This window comes from Kitasatospora sp. NPDC058170 (assembly GCF_042883905.1).
Taxonomy (GTDB): Bacteria; Actinomycetota; Actinomycetes; order Streptomycetales; family Streptomycetaceae; genus Kitasatospora.
Window position 1 is genome coordinate 1 of the sequence record NZ_JBHVUV010000041.1, and the last position, 22,592, is coordinate 22,592.

General features: G+C 71.8%; 22 protein-coding genes. 10 read left to right on the forward strand and 12 right to left on the reverse strand.

What is annotated here, in order from left to right:
- The first annotated feature begins 350 nt into the window (after nt 1–350).
- A complete protein-coding gene (locus ACFVVX_RS33790) occupies nt 351–839 on the forward strand; it encodes a GNAT family N-acetyltransferase (RefSeq protein WP_387951354.1) in 489 nt (162 codons plus the stop codon).
- A complete protein-coding gene (locus ACFVVX_RS33795) occupies nt 836–1,000 on the forward strand; it encodes a hypothetical protein (RefSeq protein WP_387951355.1) in 165 nt (54 codons plus the stop codon). The genes ACFVVX_RS33790 and ACFVVX_RS33795 overlap by 4 nt, the downstream gene beginning before the upstream one ends.
- Nucleotides 1,001–1,063: 63 nt before the next feature.
- Here the strand turns inward: ACFVVX_RS33795 and ACFVVX_RS33800 are convergent, their stop codons facing one another.
- The gene (locus ACFVVX_RS33800) at nt 1,064–1,696 is read right to left on the reverse strand and encodes a hypothetical protein (RefSeq protein ID WP_387951357.1); all 633 of its coding nucleotides are present in this window, start codon (nt 1,694–1,696) and stop codon (nt 1,064–1,066) included.
- A 562-nt stretch (nt 1,697–2,258) separates the two neighbouring features.
- The gene (locus tag ACFVVX_RS33805) at nt 2,259–2,987 is read right to left on the reverse strand and encodes an HAD family hydrolase (RefSeq protein ID WP_387951359.1); all 729 of its coding nucleotides are present in this window, start codon (nt 2,985–2,987) and stop codon (nt 2,259–2,261) included.
- Nucleotides 2,988–3,994: 1,007 nt separating this feature from the next.
- Between ACFVVX_RS33805 and ACFVVX_RS33810 the strand changes: the two genes are divergently transcribed.
- From ACFVVX_RS33810 to ACFVVX_RS33820, 3 genes are all read left to right on the forward strand, one after another.
- On the forward strand, nt 3,995–4,819 hold the full coding sequence (locus ACFVVX_RS33810) for a BTAD domain-containing putative transcriptional regulator (protein WP_387951361.1): 825 nt from the start codon (nt 3,995–3,997) through the stop codon (nt 4,817–4,819).
- A 62-nt stretch (nt 4,820–4,881) separates the two neighbouring features.
- Nucleotides 4,882–5,667 carry a 3-oxoacyl-ACP reductase FabG gene (fabG, locus tag ACFVVX_RS33815; protein ID WP_387951363.1) on the forward strand — a complete coding sequence of 262 codons (786 nt, stop codon included), beginning with the start codon at nt 4,882–4,884 and terminating at the stop codon, nt 5,665–5,667.
- Nucleotides 5,668–5,877: 210 nt separating this feature from the next.
- On the forward strand, nt 5,878–7,077 hold the full coding sequence (locus tag ACFVVX_RS33820; RefSeq protein ID WP_387951365.1) for an alpha/beta hydrolase family protein: 1,200 nt from the start codon (nt 5,878–5,880) through the stop codon (nt 7,075–7,077).
- A 129-nt stretch (nt 7,078–7,206) separates the two neighbouring features.
- Here the strand turns inward: ACFVVX_RS33820 and ACFVVX_RS33825 are convergent, their stop codons facing one another.
- The 3 genes from ACFVVX_RS33825 to ACFVVX_RS33835 form a co-directional block, all read right to left on the reverse strand.
- Nucleotides 7,207–8,307, reverse strand: a complete 1,101-nt coding sequence (locus ACFVVX_RS33825) for a hypothetical protein (protein ID WP_387951366.1) — start codon at nt 8,305–8,307, stop codon at nt 7,207–7,209.
- A 118-nt stretch (nt 8,308–8,425) separates the two neighbouring features.
- Nucleotides 8,426–8,905: a GNAT family N-acetyltransferase gene (locus ACFVVX_RS33830; RefSeq protein ID WP_387951368.1), complete on the reverse strand. Its 480-nt coding sequence runs from the start codon at nt 8,903–8,905 to the stop codon at nt 8,426–8,428.
- A 213-nt stretch (nt 8,906–9,118) separates the two neighbouring features.
- Entirely contained in the window at nt 9,119–9,901 is a 783-nt protein-coding gene (locus ACFVVX_RS33835) for an MBL fold metallo-hydrolase (protein WP_387951370.1), read from the reverse strand.
- Between the two features lie 100 nt (nt 9,902–10,001).
- Between ACFVVX_RS33835 and ACFVVX_RS33840 the strand changes: the two genes are divergently transcribed.
- Together ACFVVX_RS33840 and ACFVVX_RS33845 are read left to right on the forward strand one after the other, a co-directional pair.
- Nucleotides 10,002–10,610, forward strand: a complete 609-nt coding sequence (locus ACFVVX_RS33840; protein WP_387951372.1) for a CGNR zinc finger domain-containing protein — start codon at nt 10,002–10,004, stop codon at nt 10,608–10,610.
- A gap of 81 nt (nt 10,611–10,691) precedes the next feature.
- Entirely contained in the window at nt 10,692–11,198 is a 507-nt protein-coding gene (locus ACFVVX_RS33845) for a GNAT family N-acetyltransferase (protein ID WP_387951373.1), read from the forward strand.
- Nucleotides 11,199–11,288: 90 nt separating this feature from the next.
- Here the strand turns inward: ACFVVX_RS33845 and ACFVVX_RS33850 are convergent, their stop codons facing one another.
- From ACFVVX_RS33850 to ACFVVX_RS33875, 6 genes are all read right to left on the reverse strand, one after another.
- On the reverse strand, nt 11,289–12,836 hold the full coding sequence (locus ACFVVX_RS33850) for an MFS transporter (protein WP_387951375.1): 1,548 nt from the start codon (nt 12,834–12,836) through the stop codon (nt 11,289–11,291).
- A 220-nt stretch (nt 12,837–13,056) separates the two neighbouring features.
- The gene (locus ACFVVX_RS33855) at nt 13,057–13,833 is read right to left on the reverse strand and encodes a 3-oxoacyl-ACP reductase (protein ID WP_387951377.1); all 777 of its coding nucleotides are present in this window, start codon (nt 13,831–13,833) and stop codon (nt 13,057–13,059) included.
- Complete coding sequence (locus ACFVVX_RS33860) at nt 13,830–15,203, reverse strand: aldehyde dehydrogenase family protein (RefSeq protein ID WP_387951379.1); 1,374 nt, start codon at nt 15,201–15,203, stop codon at nt 13,830–13,832. Before ACFVVX_RS33860 ends, ACFVVX_RS33855 begins: the two co-directional genes overlap by 4 nt.
- Nucleotides 15,200–15,901, reverse strand: a complete 702-nt coding sequence (locus ACFVVX_RS33865) for a gamma-glutamyl-gamma-aminobutyrate hydrolase family protein (RefSeq protein WP_387951381.1) — start codon at nt 15,899–15,901, stop codon at nt 15,200–15,202. Before ACFVVX_RS33865 ends, ACFVVX_RS33860 begins: the two co-directional genes overlap by 4 nt.
- Nucleotides 15,898–17,256 (reverse strand): glutamine synthetase family protein, encoded by a 1,359-nt coding sequence (locus tag ACFVVX_RS33870; RefSeq protein WP_387951383.1) that lies wholly within the window; start codon nt 17,254–17,256, stop codon nt 15,898–15,900. Before ACFVVX_RS33870 ends, ACFVVX_RS33865 begins: the two co-directional genes overlap by 4 nt.
- The gene (locus ACFVVX_RS33875; protein ID WP_387951455.1) at nt 17,253–18,719 is read right to left on the reverse strand and encodes an amino acid permease; all 1,467 of its coding nucleotides are present in this window, start codon (nt 18,717–18,719) and stop codon (nt 17,253–17,255) included. Before ACFVVX_RS33875 ends, ACFVVX_RS33870 begins: the two co-directional genes overlap by 4 nt.
- A gap of 454 nt (nt 18,720–19,173) precedes the next feature.
- On the opposite strand from ACFVVX_RS33875, the gene ACFVVX_RS33880 reads away from it, so the two are divergent.
- Nucleotides 19,174–19,902: a FadR/GntR family transcriptional regulator gene (locus tag ACFVVX_RS33880; RefSeq protein ID WP_387951385.1), complete on the forward strand. Its 729-nt coding sequence runs from the start codon at nt 19,174–19,176 to the stop codon at nt 19,900–19,902.
- Between the two features lie 62 nt (nt 19,903–19,964).
- Here the strand turns inward: ACFVVX_RS33880 and ACFVVX_RS33885 are convergent, their stop codons facing one another.
- Nucleotides 19,965–20,999, reverse strand: a complete 1,035-nt coding sequence (locus ACFVVX_RS33885) for a medium chain dehydrogenase/reductase family protein (RefSeq protein ID WP_387951386.1) — start codon at nt 20,997–20,999, stop codon at nt 19,965–19,967.
- 230 nt (nt 21,000–21,229) lie between these two features.
- On the opposite strand from ACFVVX_RS33885, the gene ACFVVX_RS33890 reads away from it, so the two are divergent.
- Nucleotides 21,230–21,898, forward strand: a complete 669-nt coding sequence (locus tag ACFVVX_RS33890; protein WP_387951388.1) for a TetR/AcrR family transcriptional regulator — start codon at nt 21,230–21,232, stop codon at nt 21,896–21,898.
- A gap of 156 nt (nt 21,899–22,054) precedes the next feature.
- Complete coding sequence (locus tag ACFVVX_RS33895; RefSeq protein ID WP_387951390.1) at nt 22,055–22,591, forward strand: cupin domain-containing protein; 537 nt, start codon at nt 22,055–22,057, stop codon at nt 22,589–22,591.
- The last annotated feature ends 1 nt before the right edge of the window (nt 22,592 follow it).

The following is a 22,592-nucleotide window of genomic DNA, read 5'->3' on the forward strand; positions in this document are numbered from 1 at the left end:
TCCCATGGAGACCGCCCCTGACGGGCACCAGCCCACTACACTCACCGCGCAGCCCTCTGATCAGGCAAAACGTCGAAGTCCTGCTGGAGTACTAGTTCGCCCAGCACCGTCCGAGCAAATCCGCACCACCAACCCACCGGACCCAAGCCGACGGTTGAATTCGGGCCGGCGCCCCGCCCAGAGGGGTCCCCGCGCTACCCCCGGACGCTGCGGACCTCGCCGATGCCCGGCCCGAGTGGCGCGCAAGCCCTTCCGGCCGACGTCGGGGCCGGTCCGAAACCCTTGGACGGCACGGGGGCCGGCTTGCTGAAATGGGAGACGGCCGCTGTTGGAGTCGAAGGGATGCGGCGATGACCGAGATCAGGCTGCATCTGTCGGTGCGCGGCCTCACCGACGCGGACCTGCCGTCCTGCGGCTGGGCCGGCTCCCCCAAGCACGTGCGCGAGCTCGTTCACCAGATCCGCCGCGCCGAGACGGGCGAGATCGACTACCTGGCGGTGTGCACGCCGGTCGGACTACCGGTGGCGGTCGGCGGCATCGACTACACGGTCAGGCCCGGCGCCGGAACGCTCTGGCAACTCGCCGTCCACCCGGCTCTGCAGTCCTGCGGGATCGGAACGCTACTGATCCGCTCCGCCGAGCAGCGGATCGGCGCCCGAGGCCTGAGCCGCGCCGAACTCGGCGTCGAGCAGAGCAACCCGCGCGCCCGGGCCCTCTACGAACGCCTGGGCTACCGGGCTTTCGGCCGCGAGCTCGACTCCTGGGAGGTGGAGGCCGAGGACGGCTCGCTCCAGCGGTACGAGACGATGTGCACGCTGATGTGCAAGGACCTGGCGTGACGCTGGATTTCGCGGCGTTCGTCGCCGATGCGACGGCCGACCCGGCCGTCGTCGGGCTCGTCCTCAAGCGCACCCGGGCCCTGCCAACCGCCACCGGCAGCCCGTCAGCCACCACGCCGACCCCTGCAAGGGAGCGCAACACCGTCGAGCACCTGATCTGATCAACAAGCTGAACGCCCGGCAAGGCACCGCCGGTGACCTGCACGACCGGCAGCCGTCCTGGTCTACGCCGTGGTGAAGCGTGCAGTGGGCCGGTCACCGTTCTGCGCCTGCTGCGCGCGCTCTGCGACAGCCCTGGCGAGGGCTTCGAGAAGCGCCGGCGACGGAGCGCCCTTGGTAACGCCGTGCGTGATCTCGGCGAAGACGGTGCCGACCGTCAGCTCGATGCGCAGCGAGCCGCTCGTCGACGTGAAGCCGGCGCTCATGTCACCGACTTGCTGGAGCGACGTCTTGCGCCAGTCCTGGGGCTCCAGCTTGGACTCGTAGACCGCCTTGGCCTTGTCCGCGCTCTCCATCGATGCGACCTTCACTTTTGCTCCGGAGGAGCCTCCCGGACCGGTCAGCTGGGCGGTCACCGAGTAGCGGAAGCCGCAGATCGCGCCGTCACACGGGTCGTCGTAGACATAGAGATCCGCTTCCTTCCCCATCGACCATCCAGACGGCAGGTCCTCGATACCAGGAATGATCAGCTTCCCCAGATCCTGCGGTACCGCCGCCACCGCCTTCTTCTGCCCGCCAGGCTGCGCGCCGTCCGGTGTTCCTCCGCTCCCGCCGCTGCTGCACCCCGCCAAGAGGACAGCCAGCACCCCACCGGCAACTGCCTTCCCGAAACCCGTCCAACGCGCGCTGACAACCATCCCAGCCCCCTCCAGACCGCACCGCACGATGCCATCCCCTGCCCAGCACGACCATCTTGGCGGCAGCCATTGCACACGCCAACCCCGCCTCCCACACGTCGTGCGGCTGCGCCACGTCCAGGAGCAGCTCACCACCGGCCCGACCGCGGCGTCGTCTTCCACCGGCGGAACAACCGCCGCTGCCGGCCGACGGCGACGGTCGTCCCGCTGAACCCCGACAAGCCCTTTGACTCTCACCCCCCGGACCGGGTCGACCACCACGACCTGGCGAGAACACGCGAAAACACGCGAAACAGAAGTACCGCCACAGCACGGCCAGTCGCCATTGCCGGGCCTTGGACACGGCCGCCAGGAACACCCCGACGTCCTGGACGCCGGCCAGCTGACGCGCTCGCGGCGCCTGGTGCGCGACTACCAGACGCTACCCGCCGTGCACGAGCAGACGGTGCCGTGGTCGATGACGATACTCATGAGCCGCCGGCCGGCCCGGCGGCGAGCGTGAACCATCCCAAGGCGGGTCCGGGCCTTCACCCGTGAAAGCCCGAACCCACGATCGAGGGCGTCACACAGCACGATCCGGAACGCGCAACGGTCGAGGATCCGCACCACGCGATGCCCACGCGGCGCCCCGGCTCCCCCCGGACACACACGCGCCCAATACAGAGGCATCGAGATCCTTCAGGGACTCCAGCACCAGCGCGGCAATCGCAAAGCGCGGATCGCAGCGATCAGCGGCCTCCGGAACGGCGACGACCGCCATCTGGGCCGACACCCCGGCCAGGACGCCGTTGAACGAGTCCTCGACCACAATGCATTCACCGGGCGACGCGCCCAGGGCGGCGGCAGCCCGGAGATAGGCACCCGGATGGGGCTTGCCGTACTCGTCGTCCTCGGCCGAGAACACGGCATCGAAAGACCGCTCAAGGCCGGTACTCGCGAGCGCATGCCGAATCACCGACTCCGGCGAAGACGACACGACAGCCATCGCCCTCGATACACGCGCGCACACCGCAACGGCCTGCTCGGCGCCGGGCTTCAACGCCACCGCCCCCAGCCCACGACACACCGCGGCCACGATCCGCCGCTCCACGTCACCGGGATCGCCTTCAACGGCTGCCCGATCGAACCAGTACGCCACCATGTCCCTCTGCCGCAGCCCGCGCGTCGCCGCCTGCATCTCCGCGGTGAGATGCAGACCAAGCGGACCGAACACCTCACGCTTCGCCGCATCCCAGACCGGCTCGGAATCAATCAAAAGACCATCCAGGTCAAACAGGACAATCGGCCGCACCAGCTACTCCTCCGTTAACGACCACGCGAGGACGACAACGACTCACCGCCCCACCGTCCACAAGCGGACCGTGCCGTGGCCGATGACCATACCCATGAACCGCCGACCAGCCCGGCAGAGCATGAACCATTGAGCCGCCGACCAGCCCGGCGGCGAGCATGAACCATCCCCGGGGCGGACCCGCCGACCCACCCCCCACAGAACACACAGCCACACCCACCACACCCCAACCACACACCCCCCAACACCGGCACCGGCACCGGCACCGGCACCCAAGGGCAGCACAACCAGCACCCGCCGACAGCACACCCGCCCGACCCGGCCACCCGCACCGGAACACCACCGAACCAGCCGCCGGAAACCCGCAAAAGACAAAGAAAAGAACCGACCGGAATCCAACTCGACGGGCGCTTGAGAAAACCCGCCACCACCCCACCAGCGGGCTATGGTGCGACGCGTCCACTCCACCCGACACCCCGCCCCGACACCCCAACACCCGCACCCAGAACCGGACATCGACACCCGCACCCGCACCACGAACAAGGGGGGAACCCCACCGGCGCACCCCCGACACCCCGCCACCACCACCCCACCCGCAACAGCACCGGACCCGCCACCACCAGCACCAGCACCAGCACCAGCACCAGCACCAGCACCAGCCACCGTACACACGCACAACACGGACAGGGCCGGCACCGCACCGGCAGGAACGGCACGGCTGGGGGCGGGCGAGGCGGACACAGGCACCACACCAGCGGACCATCACAGCACAGACCCTGCCCCAGCGGGCCAGGTAGGCACGGACAAGGCACCACAAACACCACACCAGCGGGCCGCGCACGGACGGAGCGGACGGGCCGGACACAGGCACCGCCCTAACAGGCAAGCACCACACGGGCACGCACCGCACCGACAGCACAGACCCCGCCCCAAGAACGCCACACACGGGCACGGGAAGGCCTCACCAGGCCAAGGCGTACGGACACCAGGCGCAAAGGAGAACAACCGTGGAACTGCGGATACTCGGCCCACTGGGCGCCGACATCAACGGCACCTCCATCGTCCCCACCGCCAGCAAACAACGCCAAATCCTGGCCCTGCTCGCCCTCTACCCCGGCCGCGTCATCCCCACCACCACCCTCATGGAAGAAATCTGGGGCGACCAACTACCCCGACGCGCCCACACCACCATGCAAACCTACATCCTCCACCTACGCCGACGCCTCACCCACGCCCTCGGACCCGACACCCCCACCACCACCGCCAAACAACTCCTCGCCACCGGACACGGCGGCTACCTCCTCCACACCACCCCCCAATCCGTCGACGTCCACGAATACAACCGCCTCACCACACTCGGCCAACACGCCTTCGACCAAGGCCACGACGAACAAGCCGCCCACACACTCCGCCACGCCCTCACCCTCTGGCAAGGACCCGCCCTCCTCGACGTCCGCACCGGCCCCGTCCTCACCATCGAAACCATGCGCCTCGAAGAAAGCCGCCTCGTCACCCTCGAACGCCGCATCGACGCCGACCTACGCCTCGGCCGACACACCCAAGTCCTCGCCGAACTCACCCAACTCACCGCCCAACACCCCCACCACGAAGGCCTCCACTCCCAAGCCATGGTCGCCCACTACCGATCCGGCCGCCAAAACACCGCCCTGAACACCTACCACCGCCTACGCCACCACCTCATCAACGAACTCGGCATCGAACCCACCCCCCACCTCCAACGCCTCCACCACGCCATCCTCACCGTCGACCCCAACCTCCACATCACCGCAGGCCCCCGCCACACCTCCACCTTCAACCTCTACGCCGCCTAAAACCCAACCCCTAAACCCTCACCAGCCAACCCCGCCCCGCACCACCCCCGGAAGGAGGACCCATGCCCCACACACCCAAACCCGTCGCCCTCATCACCGGCGCCACCCGCGGCATCGGCCTGGCCGTCGCCCGCGAACTCGGCCGCCGCGGACACCGCGTCTTCATCTGCGCCCGCACCCCCGAAACCGTCACCACCACCATCAACCAACTCCGCACCGAAGGACACGAAGCCGACGGCACCACCGCCGACGTCCGCTCCCACACCTCCGTCACCACCCTCATCACCACCACCCTCCAACGCTTCGGCCCCATCAACGTCCTCGTCAACAACGCCGGCCGCAGCGGCGGCGGCATCACCGCCGACACCGACGACGAACTCTGGTACGACGTCATCGACACCAACCTCAACAGCGTCTTCCTCGTCACCCGCGAAACCCTCAAACACGGCGGCATCACCCAAACCCACCACGGCCGCATCATCAACATCGCCTCCACCGCCGGCAAACAAGGCGTCCTCCTCGGCGCCCCCTACACCGCCTCCAAACACGGCGTCGTCGGCTTCACCAAAGCCCTCGGCAAAGAACTCGCCCCCACCGGCATCACCGTCAACGCCGTCTGCCCCGGCTACGTCGAAACCCCCCAAGCCACCCTCGTCCACGAAGGCTGGGCCCAGGCCTTCCACACCACCCAAGACCACATCCGCCAACAATTCGAATCCCGCATCCCCCTCGGCCGCTACACCACCCCCGAAGAAGTCGCCTCCCTCGTCGGCTACCTCACCACCCCCACCGCCGCCAGCATCACCGCCCAAGCCCTCAACGTCTGCGGCGGACTAGGAACCCCATGAACACCACAACCACAGGAACAGACACACGGAAAATGACGCAGCCAGCACGCAGCGATGTGAAAGTCCACCAACTCTCTTAGGTCGAGCCGCGAATGCTCCCTAGGGGTCACCCCGTGGTGTCCCGGATACGATGCCGCCGCCCTCTCAGGCGGAACCCCTACTCCTCTGAGGCGACGTCAACTTCCGTTCCCTGCACCTACCGTCCTCGGCATGACCGGATTCCGCCGCACAGCCGCCGCGGCAACCCTGCTGCTCGCCCTGCCCCTGTCCGTGGCCGCCGCGACCCCCGCGCCGGCCGCACCCGCACCCGGCACCGTCGCCGCCACCGCGCCGGCCACGGCCACGCCCCCCGTACCGACGGGCGTCCACGCCGAACTCCCGCGCCCGAAGGGCCCGTACGCGGTCGGCCGGGAGATCCTGCACCTCGTCGACCAGGACCGGATCGACCCCTGGGTCCCGTCGGCGGGCCCGCGCCAGCTGATGCTCTCGATGTACTACCCCGCCAAGGCCGGGACGGGCGGGCCGGCTCCGTACATGACCCCCGAGGCCGCCCGCCTCATGCTGGACGGAAAGCTTCCGGGCAACACGATCCCCACCACCGCGGTCACCGCCACCCGGACGTGGGCGGAGTCCGACGCCCGCCCCGCGCACGGCCGGTTCCCGCTCGTGATGCTGTCCCCTGGCCTCACCATGCCCCGCACCGAACTGACCAGCCTTGCCGAGGACTTGGCCAGCCGCGGATACGTCGTCGCGCTCGTCGACCACACCTACGAGAACACCGGGACCACCTTCCCCGACGGGAGGACGCTCACCTGCGCCATCTGCGGCCGGATCCCGGAGGGAGGTCCCGAGGCCGTGTCCACGAGCCGGGCGAAGGACGTGTCCTTCGTCATCGACCGGCTGACCGCCCACCCCCACCCGGCCTGGCGCTACGCGCGCATGATCGACGACGACCGGATCGGCATGGCCGGGCACTCGCTCGGCGGCGCGGCGGCCGTACCGGCCCTGCTCACCGACGACCGGATCCTGGCCGGGGTGAACCTCGACGGCACCATGGACCTCAGGGTCCCCGCCACCGGGCTCAACGGCAAGCCGTTCATGATGCTCGGCCACCCGCTGGACGATGGCCCCGAGGACCCCACCTGGACCGAGAGTTGGCCCAACCTCGACGGCTGGAAGCGCTGGCTGACCGTCGCCGGCTCCAACCACGGCTCCTTCACCGACATCCCGGTGCTGGCCGAGAAGCTCGGCGTCCCCAGCCCTCCCGGGACCACGGTCTCCGCCCAACGGGGGGTGGAGCTCACCCGGTCCTACGTCGCGGCCTTCTTCGACCTGCACCTGAAGGGCATCGACCAGCCGATCCTCGACGGGCCGACGCCGGACAACCCTGAGGTCAGGTTCGAACCCTAAGGCCCTTTCCCCCGGGGTGAGTTGTCCAGTCGTCCGCGGCGGCGAGGGACGGCCTCGGGCTGGGCACACCGGTCACGGGCACCGCCGAGTCGTACTGGCTCCGCGAGGAGTCCCGCGACCGAGAAGCCGTCATGAGCGGCGGCCCGAGCGGCGGGTGAGGGCGATGCAGGCCCATCCGGCAGCGATCAGCAGACCGCAGGCGGCCGCCGCCGGCCATCGCCACCCGCCCGGCGAGCCCGTGGGGGGAAGCTCGCCCCACGGGCTCGGGGACGGCACCGGCGCGGGGCTCCGCGTCGCGGTCCGGCTGGGCGAGGGACTCGCAGTCGTCGGACTCGGGGAGGGCGACGTCGGTGACGGTGACGGTGAAGGCGAGGGCGAGGGGCTGGGCGAGGGACTCGGGGACGGCGAAGGAGACGGCGAAGGAGACGGCGAGGGCGAGGGCGACGGCGACGGCACCTGACAGGCGACCTCCACCTCGCCCAGCCGCAGCGCGGTGATGTCGCCCTGGTAGAGCGGCTGTCCGGCGGTGTCGTTGAGGGTCCCGGACACACTGATGTCCAACCAGGCCTCGGCGGTGGCCTGTCGGGCCTGTGCGGCCGGGTCCTGGTGCGGTGTCACCACCACGGTCAGCACGCTCGGCCCGACGTTCGGCGAACCGAAGTCCGCCCCGGTGACCTGGAGGGTCGTGGTGCCCAGGCCGACGCTGTTGCCGAGGACGGTGATCTGGCTGCTGTCGGTCCTGTTGTACGCCAGGGCGTACGGGCCGACCGGCGGCGGCACGCACTCCGCGTAGGAGTCCAGCGAGGCCACCGAGCCGGCGGACGCCGGGGCCAGCCTGATCAGCGCCCGCTCGTTCAACAGCACCTCCAGCGCCGTCAGTTGGGCCTGAGCGTAGTACTTGGCCGGGTCGGTGGCGGTGCGGGTCGTCATCGTACTGATCGTGATCCGCTGCAGCATGCCGTCGGGATCGGAGAAGTCCCCGCCGTCGGCGTCCGGGACGGTGGTGCTCACCGCCCTGCCGTAGGTGCCGGTGTAACCGGCCATGCCGATCGCGGGGACGGACTGGTTGGTCATTCGGACGAGCGTCGCCTTCGCGAGCTCCCCGGGGCCGAGTGCGGCGTTCGCGGAGGTCGAACCCTGTACCAGCAGCAGCACCGCCACCGCGCCGGCCGCCGTACCGGCCACGGCCACCGCCGCGGGGGAGAATTCGCGCTCACGTCGCATCATCATGAGCCACTTCATAGCAGCGCCGCGTCACCCTCCGGTCGCGCCACGCGCCCGCACCGCGCGCCCCTCCTCCATCCGCACCAGCCCCGCCGCCCGGTTCGGGTCGGGCGCCGCCCCGCGGTCAGGTGACCGTGACCCCGTGCTCCGACAAGCGGTCCCGCACCATCCGCACATTGGGCAATCGGCCTCGCCAGAGCTCACGGTCCTCCGTCAGCCTGAACCCGTGGTGCTCGTAGAAGCGGATCGCCCGCTCGTTGTACTCGGTGACCCAGAGGCGGACCGGCGCGTCCTGCGCCCACGCGAGAAAGCCCTCCATCAGCCGCTGCCCGACGCCCTGGCCCTGGGCCTCGTCCAGCAGGTACATCGGCCCGAGGGTGACCGTCTCGTCCCGGCGGCCGCAGAGGACCCCGACGATCCTCGTGTCGCAGCGGACGACGCGGCAGTAGAGCTGTTCCAGCTGCCACCCGGCCTCCTCGATGAACACCCGCCACCGGCCGATACCCTCCGCGGTGACGGTGGGGCCGCGGTGCTCACGGATCCAGGCCTCGTCAATCCCCGCCGCGTCGTTGGGGTAGGTCTGGATCCACGCCCTCAGTTGCATCCTGCTCACGGCAGCGGCATCGACGGGGTGAGGGACTTCGATCCGATGGTGCATGAGGACATCCTGGACGACCGGGCGCCGACTGCGTGTCGGCGCGCGGGCGACGGCCACCGCGTGCACCCCGCGGTTCGGCCGGGTGCCGCCCGGCACCCGGCCGGTCCGGTCAGCCCAGGTCAGCCCACACCCGGTCCGGTCAGCCCACACCCGGTCAGGTCAGCCCAGGTCCAGACGGTCGGCCAGTCCGGCGGCGGTGAAGGCGGCCACCAGCTCGTCACGGCCCTCGGTGAAGTGGGCCCAGCTGTTGTAGTGGACGGGGACCACCCGGCGGGCGCCGAGGATCCCGGCCGCCTCGGCGGCCTGGGCGCTGTCGAGGACGATCAGCGCGCCGCCGAAGAGGACGGGGAAGCGCGGGGCCCCGGCGAAGAGGACGGCGGTGTCCACCGGGCCGAAGCGCTCGGCGATCTGCCGGACCAGGTCGAGCGAGGCGTTGTCGCCGCTGACGTAGACCGTGGGCAGGCCGTCCCCGGTCAGGACGAAGCCGACGACCTGGCCGGCGATCGGTTCGACCTCCTCGCGCGTCCCGGGGCCGTGCACGGCGGGCACACCCGTCACGGTGACCGTGCCGCCCCCGGGGCGGTCGAGCTCGACCGCCTCCCAGTCGGCCAGTCCCCTGGCCGTGCCTCCCAGGCGCTGCGCGCCGCCAGGGGTGGTGAGGGTGAGGGGCACCTCGGAGAGGAGGGCCCGGCCGGACCTGTCGAGGTTGTCGGGGTGCTCGTCGTGCGAGAGCAGGACCACGTCGATGCGGCCGAGGTCGGCCGGGCTGCCGGCGGACGGCGCGGTCTTGGCCAGGGTCGGTCGGCCCGGTGCCGGGTAGTCGCCGGGAGCGTCGAAGGTGGGGTCGGTCAGGAAGCGCAGGCCGCCGTACTCGAAGAAGGCCGTCGGACCGCCGAGGACACGGACGGGGAGCTGCTCACTGGGCGTGCTGAAGCTGGCCATGAAAAGAACACCTCACGGATGGGGATTGGTCTATCCGTGAGAGAACCTAGCCGCTTCTCACGGATGGCGGCAACCCCTAACGTGAGATCCATCCCTTACCATGAGATCCATGAAGGAGACCGAGTCCGCCGTCCCACCCGCCCCCGGTGCGGAGCAGCACCCGGCGCTCGACTTCGCCAACAGTGCCCTGGCCCTGCCCGGCGGCCAGTTCGCCGACCTCCTCGGCACGCCCGCCGCCGCCAAGCGGTGGCTGATCGAGCACGACCTCGCCCCGGCCGACGTGGACCTGCAGGAGATGTGCACGGCACAACTGCGGTCGTTGCGCGAACAGGTCAGGTCACTGCTCGCCTCCCGGGTCGGCGGCCTCCCGGCCCTGCCCGGGGCCCTCTCCGCCGTCAACGACGCGCTCACCCGCGCTCCCGCGGCCTCCCTGCTGCACTGGGACCTCACCCACGGCCCGTACCGCGCCGCGGCCCACCCCACCGCCCAGATCGTCGAGCACGCCCTCGCGGTCCTCGCCTCCGACGCCGCCGACCTGCTCACCGGTCCGGACGCCGAACGCCTCACCGCCTGCGGATCCTCCCCGTGCAACCGCTACCTGCTGCGCTACGGCCGCCGCCACTGGTGCTCGGTCCGCTGCGGCGACCGCGCCCGCGCCGCCCGCGCCTACGCCCGGCGCACCCAGGCCGAGGCCGGCTCCCCCGCCTGATCCCCGACACCCGCCCGGCCCCGGGCACCCCCCGCCCCCCGATCCTGAGCACCCCCGCCACCGATGGAAGGCCCTCACCGCATGGTCACGCCGACGCTGTCCCCGCTCACGTTCGCACCACGCGAGATCGCCGAGATCGTCGAGCTCTACGCGAGCAACCCGGGCTACTGCCGCGACTCCGGCGAGTACGACCCCGAGCTCGTCCGGGCCGAGGCCGACCGGGTCGAGGCGGACCTGCGCGAGGAGGCCGGTACCGAGTCCTGCGAGGTCCTGCTCGCCCGCGACGCCCGGGGCACCCTGCTGGGACTCCTCTCCCTGCTCGGCAGGCACCCCCGCGACGGCCGGCCCTGGATCGGACTGCTGCTGGTGCACGGCAGTCTGCATCGCAGGGGGGTCGGCCGGCGGCTGGTCGACCTGGTCGAGGAGCGCTTCCGCGCCGAGGGCAGGGACGGCATCCGCCTGGCCGTCCTGGAGAACCGGCCGTCCTCGCTGGCCTTCTGGAGCTCCCTGGGCTGGCAGGAGATCGACCGCCGTCCCGACGTCCAGCACGGCCGCCCCTGCATCGTGATGCACAAGGACCTCGTCTGAGCCGGGAGGAGCCCGGAGGTACCCGGAGGGAAAACCGCGGCCGCCACCACACCGCCCCCCACCCCCACCGGCCGCCACCCCCACCGCCCGCTACGCCCGGGTGCGCCGCGCCTGCCGCCACACCAACGGCAGGACGACCGCCGCGGCGACCGCGACGAGGCCGGCCAGGCCGACCGCGCGGCCGGTTCCGACGGCCTGCACCTCCTGGTAGGCCGCGGTGATCGCGTCGGCGGTGGACTGGTCGACCGAGGCGAGGATCTGGTCGGCGAGCTTGGAGTCGGTGACGGCGTTGCCCAACTCCTGGGCGTCGGCCTCGGAGAGCCCGGCCGCGCGCGCCCGGCTGACCGCCTGGTTGGTCTCCACCGCCTGCTGGACGGCCACCGTGACGGCGACCCCGAAGGCGCCGCCCAGCATGCTGGTGACCTTGAACATCCCCGAGGCCGCCCCGGCGAGCTCCTCCGGCGGTCCGGCCACCGCGGTGTCGGAGAGCGGGATCGACATCAGCCCGAGGCCCGCGCCCAGGACCAGCAGCCCGACGGCCAGCACGGCGTAGTGGTACGACGTGCCGAGCACCGCCGCCACCAGGGTGCCGATGCCCAGCAGATAGAGGCCGAGGACCACCGGCAGCCGGGCGCCGCGCCGGGCCGCCACCCGCCCGCCGACCGGGTTGAGCAGCAGGATGGTCGCCGTCGAGGGCAGCAGCAACAACCCCGCGGCCACCGGGCCGTAGCCCCGGACCTCCTGCAGGTACAGCGTCAGCAGGAAGCTGACTCCGGCGAAGACGATGTTCATCACGGAGTTGGCCACCAGCGCCCCGCTGAACGGGCGGGAGGAGAACAGCCTCAGATCGAGCAGCGGATCCGCGACACGCCGTTCCACCAGTACGAAGAGTGCCGCCAGGACGACGGAGCCGACCAGCAGGGCGATGATCACCGGGTCGGTGAAGCCGTCCTCCTGCCCGGCCGTGCAGCCGTAGAGCAGGCAGAACGCGGCGGCGGCGCTGATCACCAGGCCCACCAGGTCGATGTGCCGGGTGGCGTTCGGGTCGGTGGACTCGACGGCGGCCCGGCGGACCAGCCAGAGGCCCACCAGCGCCACCGGGGCGTTGATCCAGAAGATCGACCGCCAGCCGAGCAGGCCCGTGAGCAGTCCGCCGACCGCCGGCCCGGCGGCCTGGCCCACCCAGGCCACCGCCATCCACGCGCCGAACGCGCGCGGTTGCTCCTCGACGGGGAACATCGGCGGGATCAGCGCGAGCGTGGCCGGCAGGATCAGCGCCGCTCCGACGCCCATCAGTGCCCGCCCCGCGATCATGCCCTCCACCCCCGGCGTGAACGCCGCCGGTACCGAGACCAGGCCCATCACCACCAGGCCGATCTCCAGCATCCGCCGCCGGCCGAAGATGTCGCCCAGTCTCCCGGCCGCCAGCACCAGTGCTCCGGTGGAGAGGCTGAAGGCGTTGTTGGCCCACTGCAGCGCCGGCAGCGACACCGACAACTCGTCGGCGATCGTCGGAACGGCGACCCCGAAATCCGCGAACGACAACCAGACCATGCCGGCGGCGACGCACATGCCGGCCATCGCCGTCCACCTGTGGGGGGAGTAACCGCCGTTCGGCGCCCCGGGCGATCGGGCCATACGTCGGCTCCCTCTTCCCGTGCCCGGCCCCGTGGCCGGACGGACCAGCCCACTATCCGGGCCCGCCCCCGCCACCTCCCGCACCCACGCCGGACATCCCCCTGAACGGTCCCCCGGGCAGCGCCGCACCGGCCGCCGCCGGGAGACGGCGCGGCCGGTGCGGGCAGCGGGGGGAGCACAGGAGGCACCGGCGGCGGGGTCTCCGCAGCCGGGTACTACCTCACTCCGGGGTGACGTACGCCCCGGAGATGCCGCCGTCCACCAGGAAGGTGTTGGCGGTCATGAACGAGGAGTCGTCGCTGGCCAGGAAGGCGACGGCGGCAGCGATCTCCTGCGGCTCGGCGAACCGGCCCAGCGGGATGTGCACCAGCCGGCGGGCGGCCCGCTCCGGGTCCTTGGCGAACAGTTCCTGCAGCAGCGGGGTGTTCACCGGCCCCGGGCAGAGCGCGTTGACCCGGATGCCCTCGCGGGCGAACTGCACGCCCAGCTCGCGGGACATCGCCAGCACCCCGCCCTTGGAGGCGCTGTAGGAGATCTGCGAGGTCGCCGCGCCCATCACCGCGACGAAGGAGGCGGTGTTGATGATCGAGCCCTTGCCCTGGCGCCGCATGTGCCCGATGGCGTACTTGCAGCAGAGGTACACGCTGGTCAGGTTGACGTCCTGGACCCGCCGCCAGGCGTCGAGCCCGGTGGTCAGGATGGAGTCGTCGTCGGGCGGCGAGATGCCGGCGTTGTTGAAGGCGATGTCCAGCCGGCCGTAGTGGTCGACGGCCTGCTGGTACATGGCCTCCACGGCCGCCTCGTCGGTGACGTCGGCCTGGACGAACAGGCCGCCGACCTCGTCGGCCGCCTTGCTCCCGGACACCTCGTCCAGGTCCACGCACACCACCTTGGCGCCCTCGGCGGCGAAGCGCCTGGCCGTCGCCAGGCCGATCCCGCTGCCCGCGCCGGTGATGACGGCCACCCGGCCGTCGAGTCGCTCGGTCATGCTCATCATTCCTCCGTGGAGATGAAGACGTTCTTGGTCTGGGTGAAGGCGTCGAGGGCGTCCGGGCCGAGTTCGCGGCCCAGGCCGGACTGCTTGAACCCGCCGAACGGGGTCGAATAGCGCACCGAGGAGTGCGAGTTGACGGACAGGTTGCCCGCCTCCACCGCGCGGGAGACGCGCAGGGCGCGGCCGAGGTCCGAGGTCCAGATCGATCCGGACAGGCCGTACTCGGTGGAGTTGGCGATCCGCACCGCGTCCTGTTCGCCGCGGAACGGGACCACCGCGACCACCGGGCCGAAGATCTCCTCGGTGAAGGCCCGGTCGTCGTGCCGGACGGGCGCCAGCACGGTCGGCGGGTACCAGAAGCCCGGACCGTCGGGGGCCGTGCCGCGGAACGCCACCGCCGAGTCGTCGGGGACGTAGGACGCCACCCGGGCCCGGTGGGCCGCCGAGATCAGCGGGCCCATCTCGGTCTTCTCGTCGGCCGGGTCGCCGACCCGCACCCCCCGCACGGCGGTCTCCAGCAGTGCCGTGAACTCCTCGTACACGGAGTCCTCGACCAGGATCCGCGAGCGGGCGCAGCAGTCCTGGCCGGCGTTGTCGAAGACGGCGTACGGCGCGGTGGCGGCGGCCCGCGCCAGGTCGGCGTCGGCGAAGACGATGTTGGCGCTCTTGCCGCCGAGTTCGAGGGTGACCGGCTTGACCTGGGCCGCGCAGCCCGCCATCACGGACCGGCCGACGGCGGTGGATCCGGTGAAGACCACCTTGCGGACGGCGGGGTGGGTGACGAAGCGCTGCCCGACCACCGGGCCGCGCCCGGGCAGGATCTGCAGGACGCCCTCCGGCAGGCCCGCCTGCAGGGCGAGTTCGCCGAGGCGCAGTGCGGTGAGCGGGGTGAGCTCGGCCGGCTTGACGAGGACGGTGTTGCCGGCCGCGAGGGCCGGCGCCAGGGCCCAGGCGGCGATCGGCATCGGGAAGTTCCACGGCACGATGACGCCCACCACGCCGAGCGGCTCCTGGAAGGTGAGGTCCACGCCGCCCGCCACCGGGATCTGCCGGCCGAGGTGGCGCTCGGGGGCGGCCGCGTAGTACTCGATGACGTCGCGGGCGTTGCCGGCCTCCCAGCGGGCGTTGCCCACGGTGTGCCCGGCGTTGGCCACTTCCAGGGCGGCCAGGTGCTCCCGGTCGGCGTCGACGGCGGCGGCGAAGGCCCGCAGCAGCCTGGCCCGGTCGGCGGGGGCCACCCTGCGCCAGGTCTCGAAGGCTGCCGCGGCCCGGGCTATGGCGGCGTCGGTCTCGGCGAGCGAGGCCATCTCGACGGTGGTGATCACCTCCTCGGTGGCCGGGTTGATCACCGGGTGGAGGTCGGGTTCGGTCATCTGGCTGCCTCCTTGCAGCTGGCCGCGGTGAACGCCTCGAACAGCCGAGGGTCCTCCGGGTCGGTCTCGGGATGCCACTGGACGGCCACCGTGAAGGCCCGGCCGGGCAGTTCGAGCGCCTCGACGTTCTCGTCGGCGCTCCAGGCGGTGGCCCGCAGGCCGGTGCCGATGCGGCCGACCGCCTGGTGGTGGTAGCAGGAGACCTGCGCCACCGGCCCGAGGATCTCGCCGAGCCGGCTGTCCGGCCGGATCACCACCCCTCTTCTCACGAAGGCGGCCGGCGGGTCCTGGTGGCTCTGGTCGGGCAGGTGCTGGCGCAGGTCGCCGCCGAGGGCGACGTTGAGCAGTTGCAGGCCGCGGCAGATCCCGAGGACCGGCAGGTCGCGGTCGAGTGCGGCCGCGAGCAGGTCGGACTCCCAGCGGTCCCGGTGCGGTTGGGGCGCTCCGGTGCGCGGGTGGGGTTCGGCGCCGTAGCGGGCGGGGTCGATGTCGGCGCCGCCCGCGAGCAGCAGCCCGTCGAGCGCGCCGATCAGCCGTTCGACGCCGCCGTCCTGGGGCGGGAGCAGGACGGGGGTGCCCCCGGCCCGGGAGACGGCGTCGAGGTAGCTGCCGGGGAGGACGGCCGCGGGCTGCCGCCAGACGCTCCAGGCCGCCTCCTCCAGGTAGGTGGTGATGCCGATCAGCGGGCGCACGGTCACAGCCGCTCGAATCCGCGGCGCCGCTCCCAGTCGGTCACCGACCTCTCGTAGGCGGCCAGTTCGGTCCGGCCGGCGTGGGTGTAGTGCTGGACGACGTCCGCGCCGAAGGCCTCGGTGGCGGCCTCGCTGCACTCGAAGGCCTCGACCGCGTCGCGCAGCGTGGCCGGTACCCGGGGTGCGTCGGAGGCGTAGGCGTTGCCGGTGAACTCGGCCTCCAGCGGCAGCCGGTGCTCGATCCCGTGCAGGCCGGCCGCGATCAGCGCGGCGACCGCGAGGTACGGGTTGACGTCGCCGCCGGGCACCCGGTTCTCGAACCGCAGCGACGTTCCGTGGCCGACCACCCGCAGCGCGCAGGTGCGGTTGTCGCGGCCCCAGGCGACGGCGGTCGGGGCGAAACTGCCCGGCGCGTACCGCTTGTAGGAGTTGACGGTGGGCGCGAGCAGCAGCGAGAAGTCGGCCAGGCAGGCGAGTTGGCCGGCCAGGAAGTGCTCCATGACCGGGGAGAAGCCGTGCGGCCCGTCGCCCGGCATCACCGGGCGGCCCTGGTCGTCGCGCAGGCTGAGGTGGATGTGGCAGGAGTTGCCCTCGCGCTCGTTGTACTTGGCCATGAAGGTGAGGCTGACCCCCTCCTGCGCGGCGATCTCCTTGGCGCCGGTCTTGTAGACGGAGTGGTCGTCACAAGTGGTGAGCGCCGCACCGTACTTGAAGGCGATCTCGTGCTGGCCCGGGTTGCACTCCCCTTTGGCGGACTCCACGGTGAGGCCCGCGCCCGCCATGCTGTTGCGCAGCCGGCGCAGCAGGGGCTCGATCCGCGAGGTCCCGAGGATGGAGTAGTCGACGTTGTACTGGTTGACCGGGGTGAGCCCGTGGTACGCCTTGTCCCAGGCCTGTTCGTAGCTGTCCCGGAAAACGATGAACTCCAGCTCGGTGCCGACGAACGCGTGCCAGCCGTGGGCGGCCAGCCGGTCGAGCTGGCGGCGCAGGATCTGCCGCGGGGAGACGCTGACCGGGCTGCCGTCGTGGTGGTGGACGTCGCACTGGACCATGACGGTGGCGGGGTGCCAGGGCACGGCCCGCAGGGTGTCCAGGTCGGGGGTGAGGACGAGGTCCCCGTACCCGCTGTCCCAGGAGGAGATCCGGTAGCCGTCCACGGTGTTCATGTCGATGTCGACGGCGAGCAGGTACCCGCAGCCCTCGGCCGCGTTGGGGACGACGTCGCTGAGGAAGTACTCGGCGGCGATCCGCTTGCCCTGGAGCCGGCCCTGCATGTCGGTCATGGCCAGCACGACGGTGTCGACGGTGCCGTCGGCGACCAGCTTCTCCAGCCGTTCGAGGGTGAGCCGGGGGGCGGTCATCGGGTCTCCATTTCGTCGGCGGTGGCGGTCTCCCGGTCCGGCAGTTCCTGGCTGCCGGCTGCGGGGGCGCCGTGGATCCGGGGGCCGGTGAACCAGTGCCGGGCGGAGAACAGCCACCAGAGGCCGGCGAACCCGACCACCACGGCGACGGCCACGGGGGTGTAGTTGAAGCTCACGGCGGTGACGGGGCTGACGGTGGGCAGCATGAACAGCACGGTGATCACGGCGGTCCAGCCGACCGCGACGGCTCCGACGGGCCGGCTCCAGCGGCCGAGGTGCCAGGGGCCGCGCGGGAACTCCGCGCCCTGGCGCAGCCGTAGGAAGACCGGGATCACGTAGGAGAGGTAGAGGCCGATCACCGAGATGGAGGTGACGGCGGTGTAGGCGGTGGTGTTCCACAGGGCGGGCAGCCCGAGCAGCAGGGCGCCGCCGGTGGCCAGCCAGACGGCGCTGGTGGGGGTCTGGGTGCGGGGGTTGATCCGGTGCCAGAGCCGGGAGCCGGGCAGTGCGCCGTCCCGGGAGAAGGCGTAGATCATGCGGGAGTTGGCGGTGACCGAGGCCATGCCGCAGAAGAACTGGGCGCCGATCACGATCAGCAGCAGCAGCTTGGCCCCGGTCGGGCCGATCGCGTCGATGAAGATCTGTGCGGGCGGAACGCCGGTGGAGCTGGCCAGTGCCCCGTCGTAGTCCTGGATGGCGAAGGTGATGCCGAGCAGCAGGATCCAGCCGGCCACGAGCGAGACCACGATGGCGTTGACGATGCCGCGCGGGCCGGAGCGGGCCGCGTCGTGGGTCTCCTCGGTCATGTGGGCGGAGGCGTCGTATCCGGTGAGGGTGTACTGGGCCAGGAGCAGGCCGAGCATGCCGACGTAGAAGCCGTTCCCGAAGCCGGTGTTGTTGACGAAGTCGGTGAACACGAAGGAGGCGGAGGCGTGGTGGTCGGGCAGCAGGGCCAGCGCGCCCACGATCACCGCCACGCCGACCAGGTGCCACCAGACGCTGACGCTGTTGAACAGGGCGACCAGCCTGACACCCCGGGTGTTGAGCAGCCCGTGCGCCAGCAGGATCACCGCGAAGATCGCCACGGTGTGGCCGGGGGTGGCGGCGAACCCGAACTGGAGGTCGAGGAAGGCGTTGGTGAAGAAGGCCGCGCCGTAGTCGACGCCGGCGGTGACGGCCACCTGGCCGAGGAAGTTGAACCAGCCGGTGAACCAGGAGGCGGCGGCCCCCCTGCTGCGGGCCAGTCGGGCGGCCCAGTAGTAGAGCCCGCCCGCGGTCGGGTAGCTGGAACAGATCTCCGCCATCGCGAGGCCGACGCAGAGCGTCATCAGGCCGACCAGCGGCCAGCCCCAGGTGATCATGGCCGGGCCGCCGGTGTTCATGCCCATCCCGTAGAGGGTGAGGCAGCCGGAGAGGACCGAGACGATGGAGAAGGACACCGCGAAGTTCGAGAAGCCCGACATCGACCGGGCCAGCTCCTGGGTGTAGCCGAGCTCGCGCAGCCGCCGTTCGTCCTCGGACGGGGCATGGGCCGCCGCGTCGGCGGGGACGGCGGCGGTGGGGACGGCGGCGGTGGGGACGGTGTCGGCGGGGACGGTGGCCTTGGGAGCCGCGGCGACGGGAACCGCGGCCACCGGAACCGCGCCGGACACGGTCGTGGAATCGGGAGGAAACACTGCTCTGGCAGTCTGCTCGGCCGGGCTGGAGCCGGCCTGGTCTTCGGACGTCATACGCACCCCTGGGGAATGAGGCGGGACCGACACGTGCGCCCACGTCGTCGTGGTGCACCCTCCTTGCGCTTCAATGGCCTGAAAGCAGACCATTGAAGCCGTGGGCAGCATCGTTCACCCGCGGCCGCCCCGCCGTCAAGAGCACTCCCCCGACCGGCCCCCGGGCACCCCCGGGTACCATCGCCCCGTGGAGGCACAGGTGGACCGGCAGCTCGACAGCGTCTTCCGACCCGTACGCACCGGCAACGCCTTCGAGGAGACCGTCGAGCGGATCCTCCAGGCCATCAAGCTCGGCGTGGTCGGCCACGGCGACCGGCTCCCCGCCGAACGCGACCTCGCCACCCGGTTGAACATCAGCCGGGAGACCCTGCGCGAGGCCCTGCGCTCGCTCCAGCAGGCCGGCTGGGTCGAGGCCCGCCGCGGCCGCTACGGCGGCACCTTCGTCACCTACCGGCTGCCCGCACCGGACGTCGGAGAGCTGCGCCGCGCCGCGGAGGACCTCGGCGCGGAGCTGGAGGACGCGCTGACCCTGCGCCTGGTGCTGGAGACCGGCGCCGCCGAACTGGCCGCCCGGCGCGAACTGACCGCGAACCAGCGCGCCTACCTGCTGCAACGGCTGGCCGACGCGGACGGCGCCAGCGCCGAGGAGTACCGGCAGTGCGACTCCCGGTTCCACCTGGCGATCGGCGAACTCACCGGCTCGCCCTCGCTCGCCGCCGGCATCACCGAGGCCCGGATCCGGCTCAACGACCTGCTCAACGCCATCCCCATGCTCGGCCGCAACATCGACCACGCGTCCGAGCAGCACGGCGCGATGGCCCGGGCGATCCTGGCCGGCGACGCCGCAGCCGCCCGCCGGGCCACCGAGGAGCACCTGGAGGCGACCGCCGCACTCCTGCGCGCATTCCTGGGCTGAGCGGCCTTCCATACCGGGCGCCCCGAGGATCGGAACGGGGAGCCCCGGGCCGGGGGCCGCGTCTACGGGACGAGGACGATCTTGCCCGCGACGGTCCCGGACTCCGCCAGGCGCATGGCCTCGGCGGCGCGCTCCAGCGGGAGTTCGACGGCGATGTGGGCGGTGATCCGGCCCTCGCGCAGGGCCGTGAACACCTGGGTAAGGTCGCCGCGCAGGCGGGAGCGGAAGCTGTCGCGGGCCAGGGCACGGCCGGCCCAGACGTTGAAGAAGTACGCGTGGCGGCCGTTGGGCAGCAGGTTCCACACCCAGACCCGGCCGAGCAGCTTGAGGACGGGCCACTGCTTGGACCCCTGGTCGTCGCGGGTGGCCGCGCTGCCGTAGGAGACGAGGGTGCCGCCGCGGGCGAGCAGTCCCCAGGAGTCGACGATGCTGCGGCCGCCGACGTGGTCGAAGACGGCGTCCACGCCGTTCGGGGCGAGCTCCCGCACCCGGGCGGGGACGTCGTCGCCGCGGTAGTCCACGGGCGTCACGCCGAGGGCGCGCAGCGCGTCGTGGTGGCGGGCCGAGGCCGTGCCGATGACGCGGGCGCCGGCGGCGAGCGCCAGCTGGACCAGGACCGACCCGACGCCGCCGTTGGCGCCGTGGACCAGGACGGTCTGGCCGGCCCGCACCCGGGCCTTGCGGTGCAGCATCTGCCAGGCGGTCAGGCCGTTGACCACCGCCGTCTCGGCCTCCGCCGCACCGACGCCGTCCGGCACCTCGACGAGGTCCGCGGCGTCCAGCGCGACGTGGCTGGCCCAGCCGCCGGTCTTGGTGAGGGCCGCGACGCGCCGGCCGACCAGGTCGGGGCCGACGCCGGGGCCGACCGCCAGCACCGTCCCGACCAGGTCGTAGCCCGGGACGAAGGGGAACGGCGGCTGGTCGTAGTAGCGGCCGCGCCGCATCTGCTGCTCGGCGAACGAGACACCGGTGGCCTCCACCCCGACCAGGGCCTGTCCGGCGGCCGGCACCGGCAGCGGCAGTCCCGTGCGGACCTGCAGCCCCTCCGGCTCGACCTTGCCCGGCAGAACGACCTCGGTGTACTCGGCGGCAACCATGACGACCCCTTCGAAGTTGGATGTTCTCGCTTCCGTTAGAAGCTGTAACTAGAATGAGCGCCACTAAGGGCCGTGTCAAGCGAGCAGATCCATCGATCGTGAGTGGCCATGCCGAGAGTGATAGCGTCTAACGCGTCCGGTCCCCGCCCGCGGCGGAGCCGACGGACGACGGATCCGCGGACGGGCGGAAGAAGCCGAAGAGGCGGAACAGGGCGGAAGAGGTGGCAGACATGGCCGACAGGGCGCCGACCCCACGCGAGCGGTACCGGCAGCAGGTCCGCGCGGAGGTCAAGGAGCGGGCCTGGGAGCAGATCGCCGGCGTGGGCGCCTCCGCCCTCTCGCTGAACGCGATCGCCAAGCAGATGGGCCTGAGCGGGCCCGCGCTGTACCGGTACTTCGCCAACCGCGACGAGCTGATCACCGAGCTCGTCCGGGACGCCTACCGCAGCCTCGCCGACACCCTGCTGGCCACCGGCTCCGCGGAGGGCACCCACCCGGCGGACCTCGGGGAGCTCGCCCACGCCCTGCGCCGCTGGGCGCTGGCCGACCCGCACCGCTACTTCCTCGTCTACGGCACTCCGGTGCCCGGCTACCACGCCCCCGAGGACACCGTCGTGACCGCGTCGGAGATCATGTCGGTGCTGCTCGACGCCTGCGTCGCCGCCGCCCCCGGGGCGGAGCCGACGGGCCCCGCCGCCGGTCTCGACGCCCACCTGGCGCACCACCGCCCCTGGGCCGCCGGACACCCGGGCGCCCACCCGGCGGACCTGCGCCGCGCGCTGGCGTTCTGGAGCCGCCTGCACGGTGTGCTCTCGCTCGAACTGGCGGGCCACTTCACGGGGATGGACCTCGATCCGGAGCAACTCTTCGCAGCCGAGGTGGCCTCCCTCACCAGCTGACCGCCGCCGCACGGCGCACCACCCCCGGATGCGGGGGCGCCGGCCCGTCAAGTCCCTTCCCCCGCAGGCCTGCAGGCCCGCAGGAAAGGACAGCGCTTGACATCCATTTCGGCCGCGCCCTAGCGTCCTGTCCCATCCGCCGACCCGGGAGCCATCATGCCCACCGCCTCCAGCCACTCCCCCACGGCCGACGGCGAGCCCGGCGCTCCCCGCACCGAGGCCGGCACCGGCTTCCACCCCCACCTGCCCGGCCACGACGACGCACCCGCCGCCGACGGCCCGCTGCGCGCCAGGCTGCACCACATCCGGGCCGACGCGCTGGACGGCGACACCGCGCAGACCGGCGGCATGCGCAGGTTCGCCGCCGTCAGCGGCTCCACCGTCGGCTCGGAGAAGCTCTGGATGGGCCAGACCCACGTCTCCCCCGCCACCGCCTCCTCGGACCACCACCACGGCGAGTCCGAGACCGCGATCTACGTGGTCGGCGGCCACCCGGAGTTCGTCTTCGTCGACCACTCCTCCGGCACTCCCGAGGAGGTCCGGCTCCGCACCGGCCCGGGCGACTACATCTTCGTACCGCCCTTCGTCCCCCACCGCGAGGAGAACCCCGACCCGGACGAGGAGGCCGTGGTGGTCATCGCCCGCAGCACCCAGGAGGCCATCGTGGTCAACCTGCCGAGCCTCCACGGCTAGA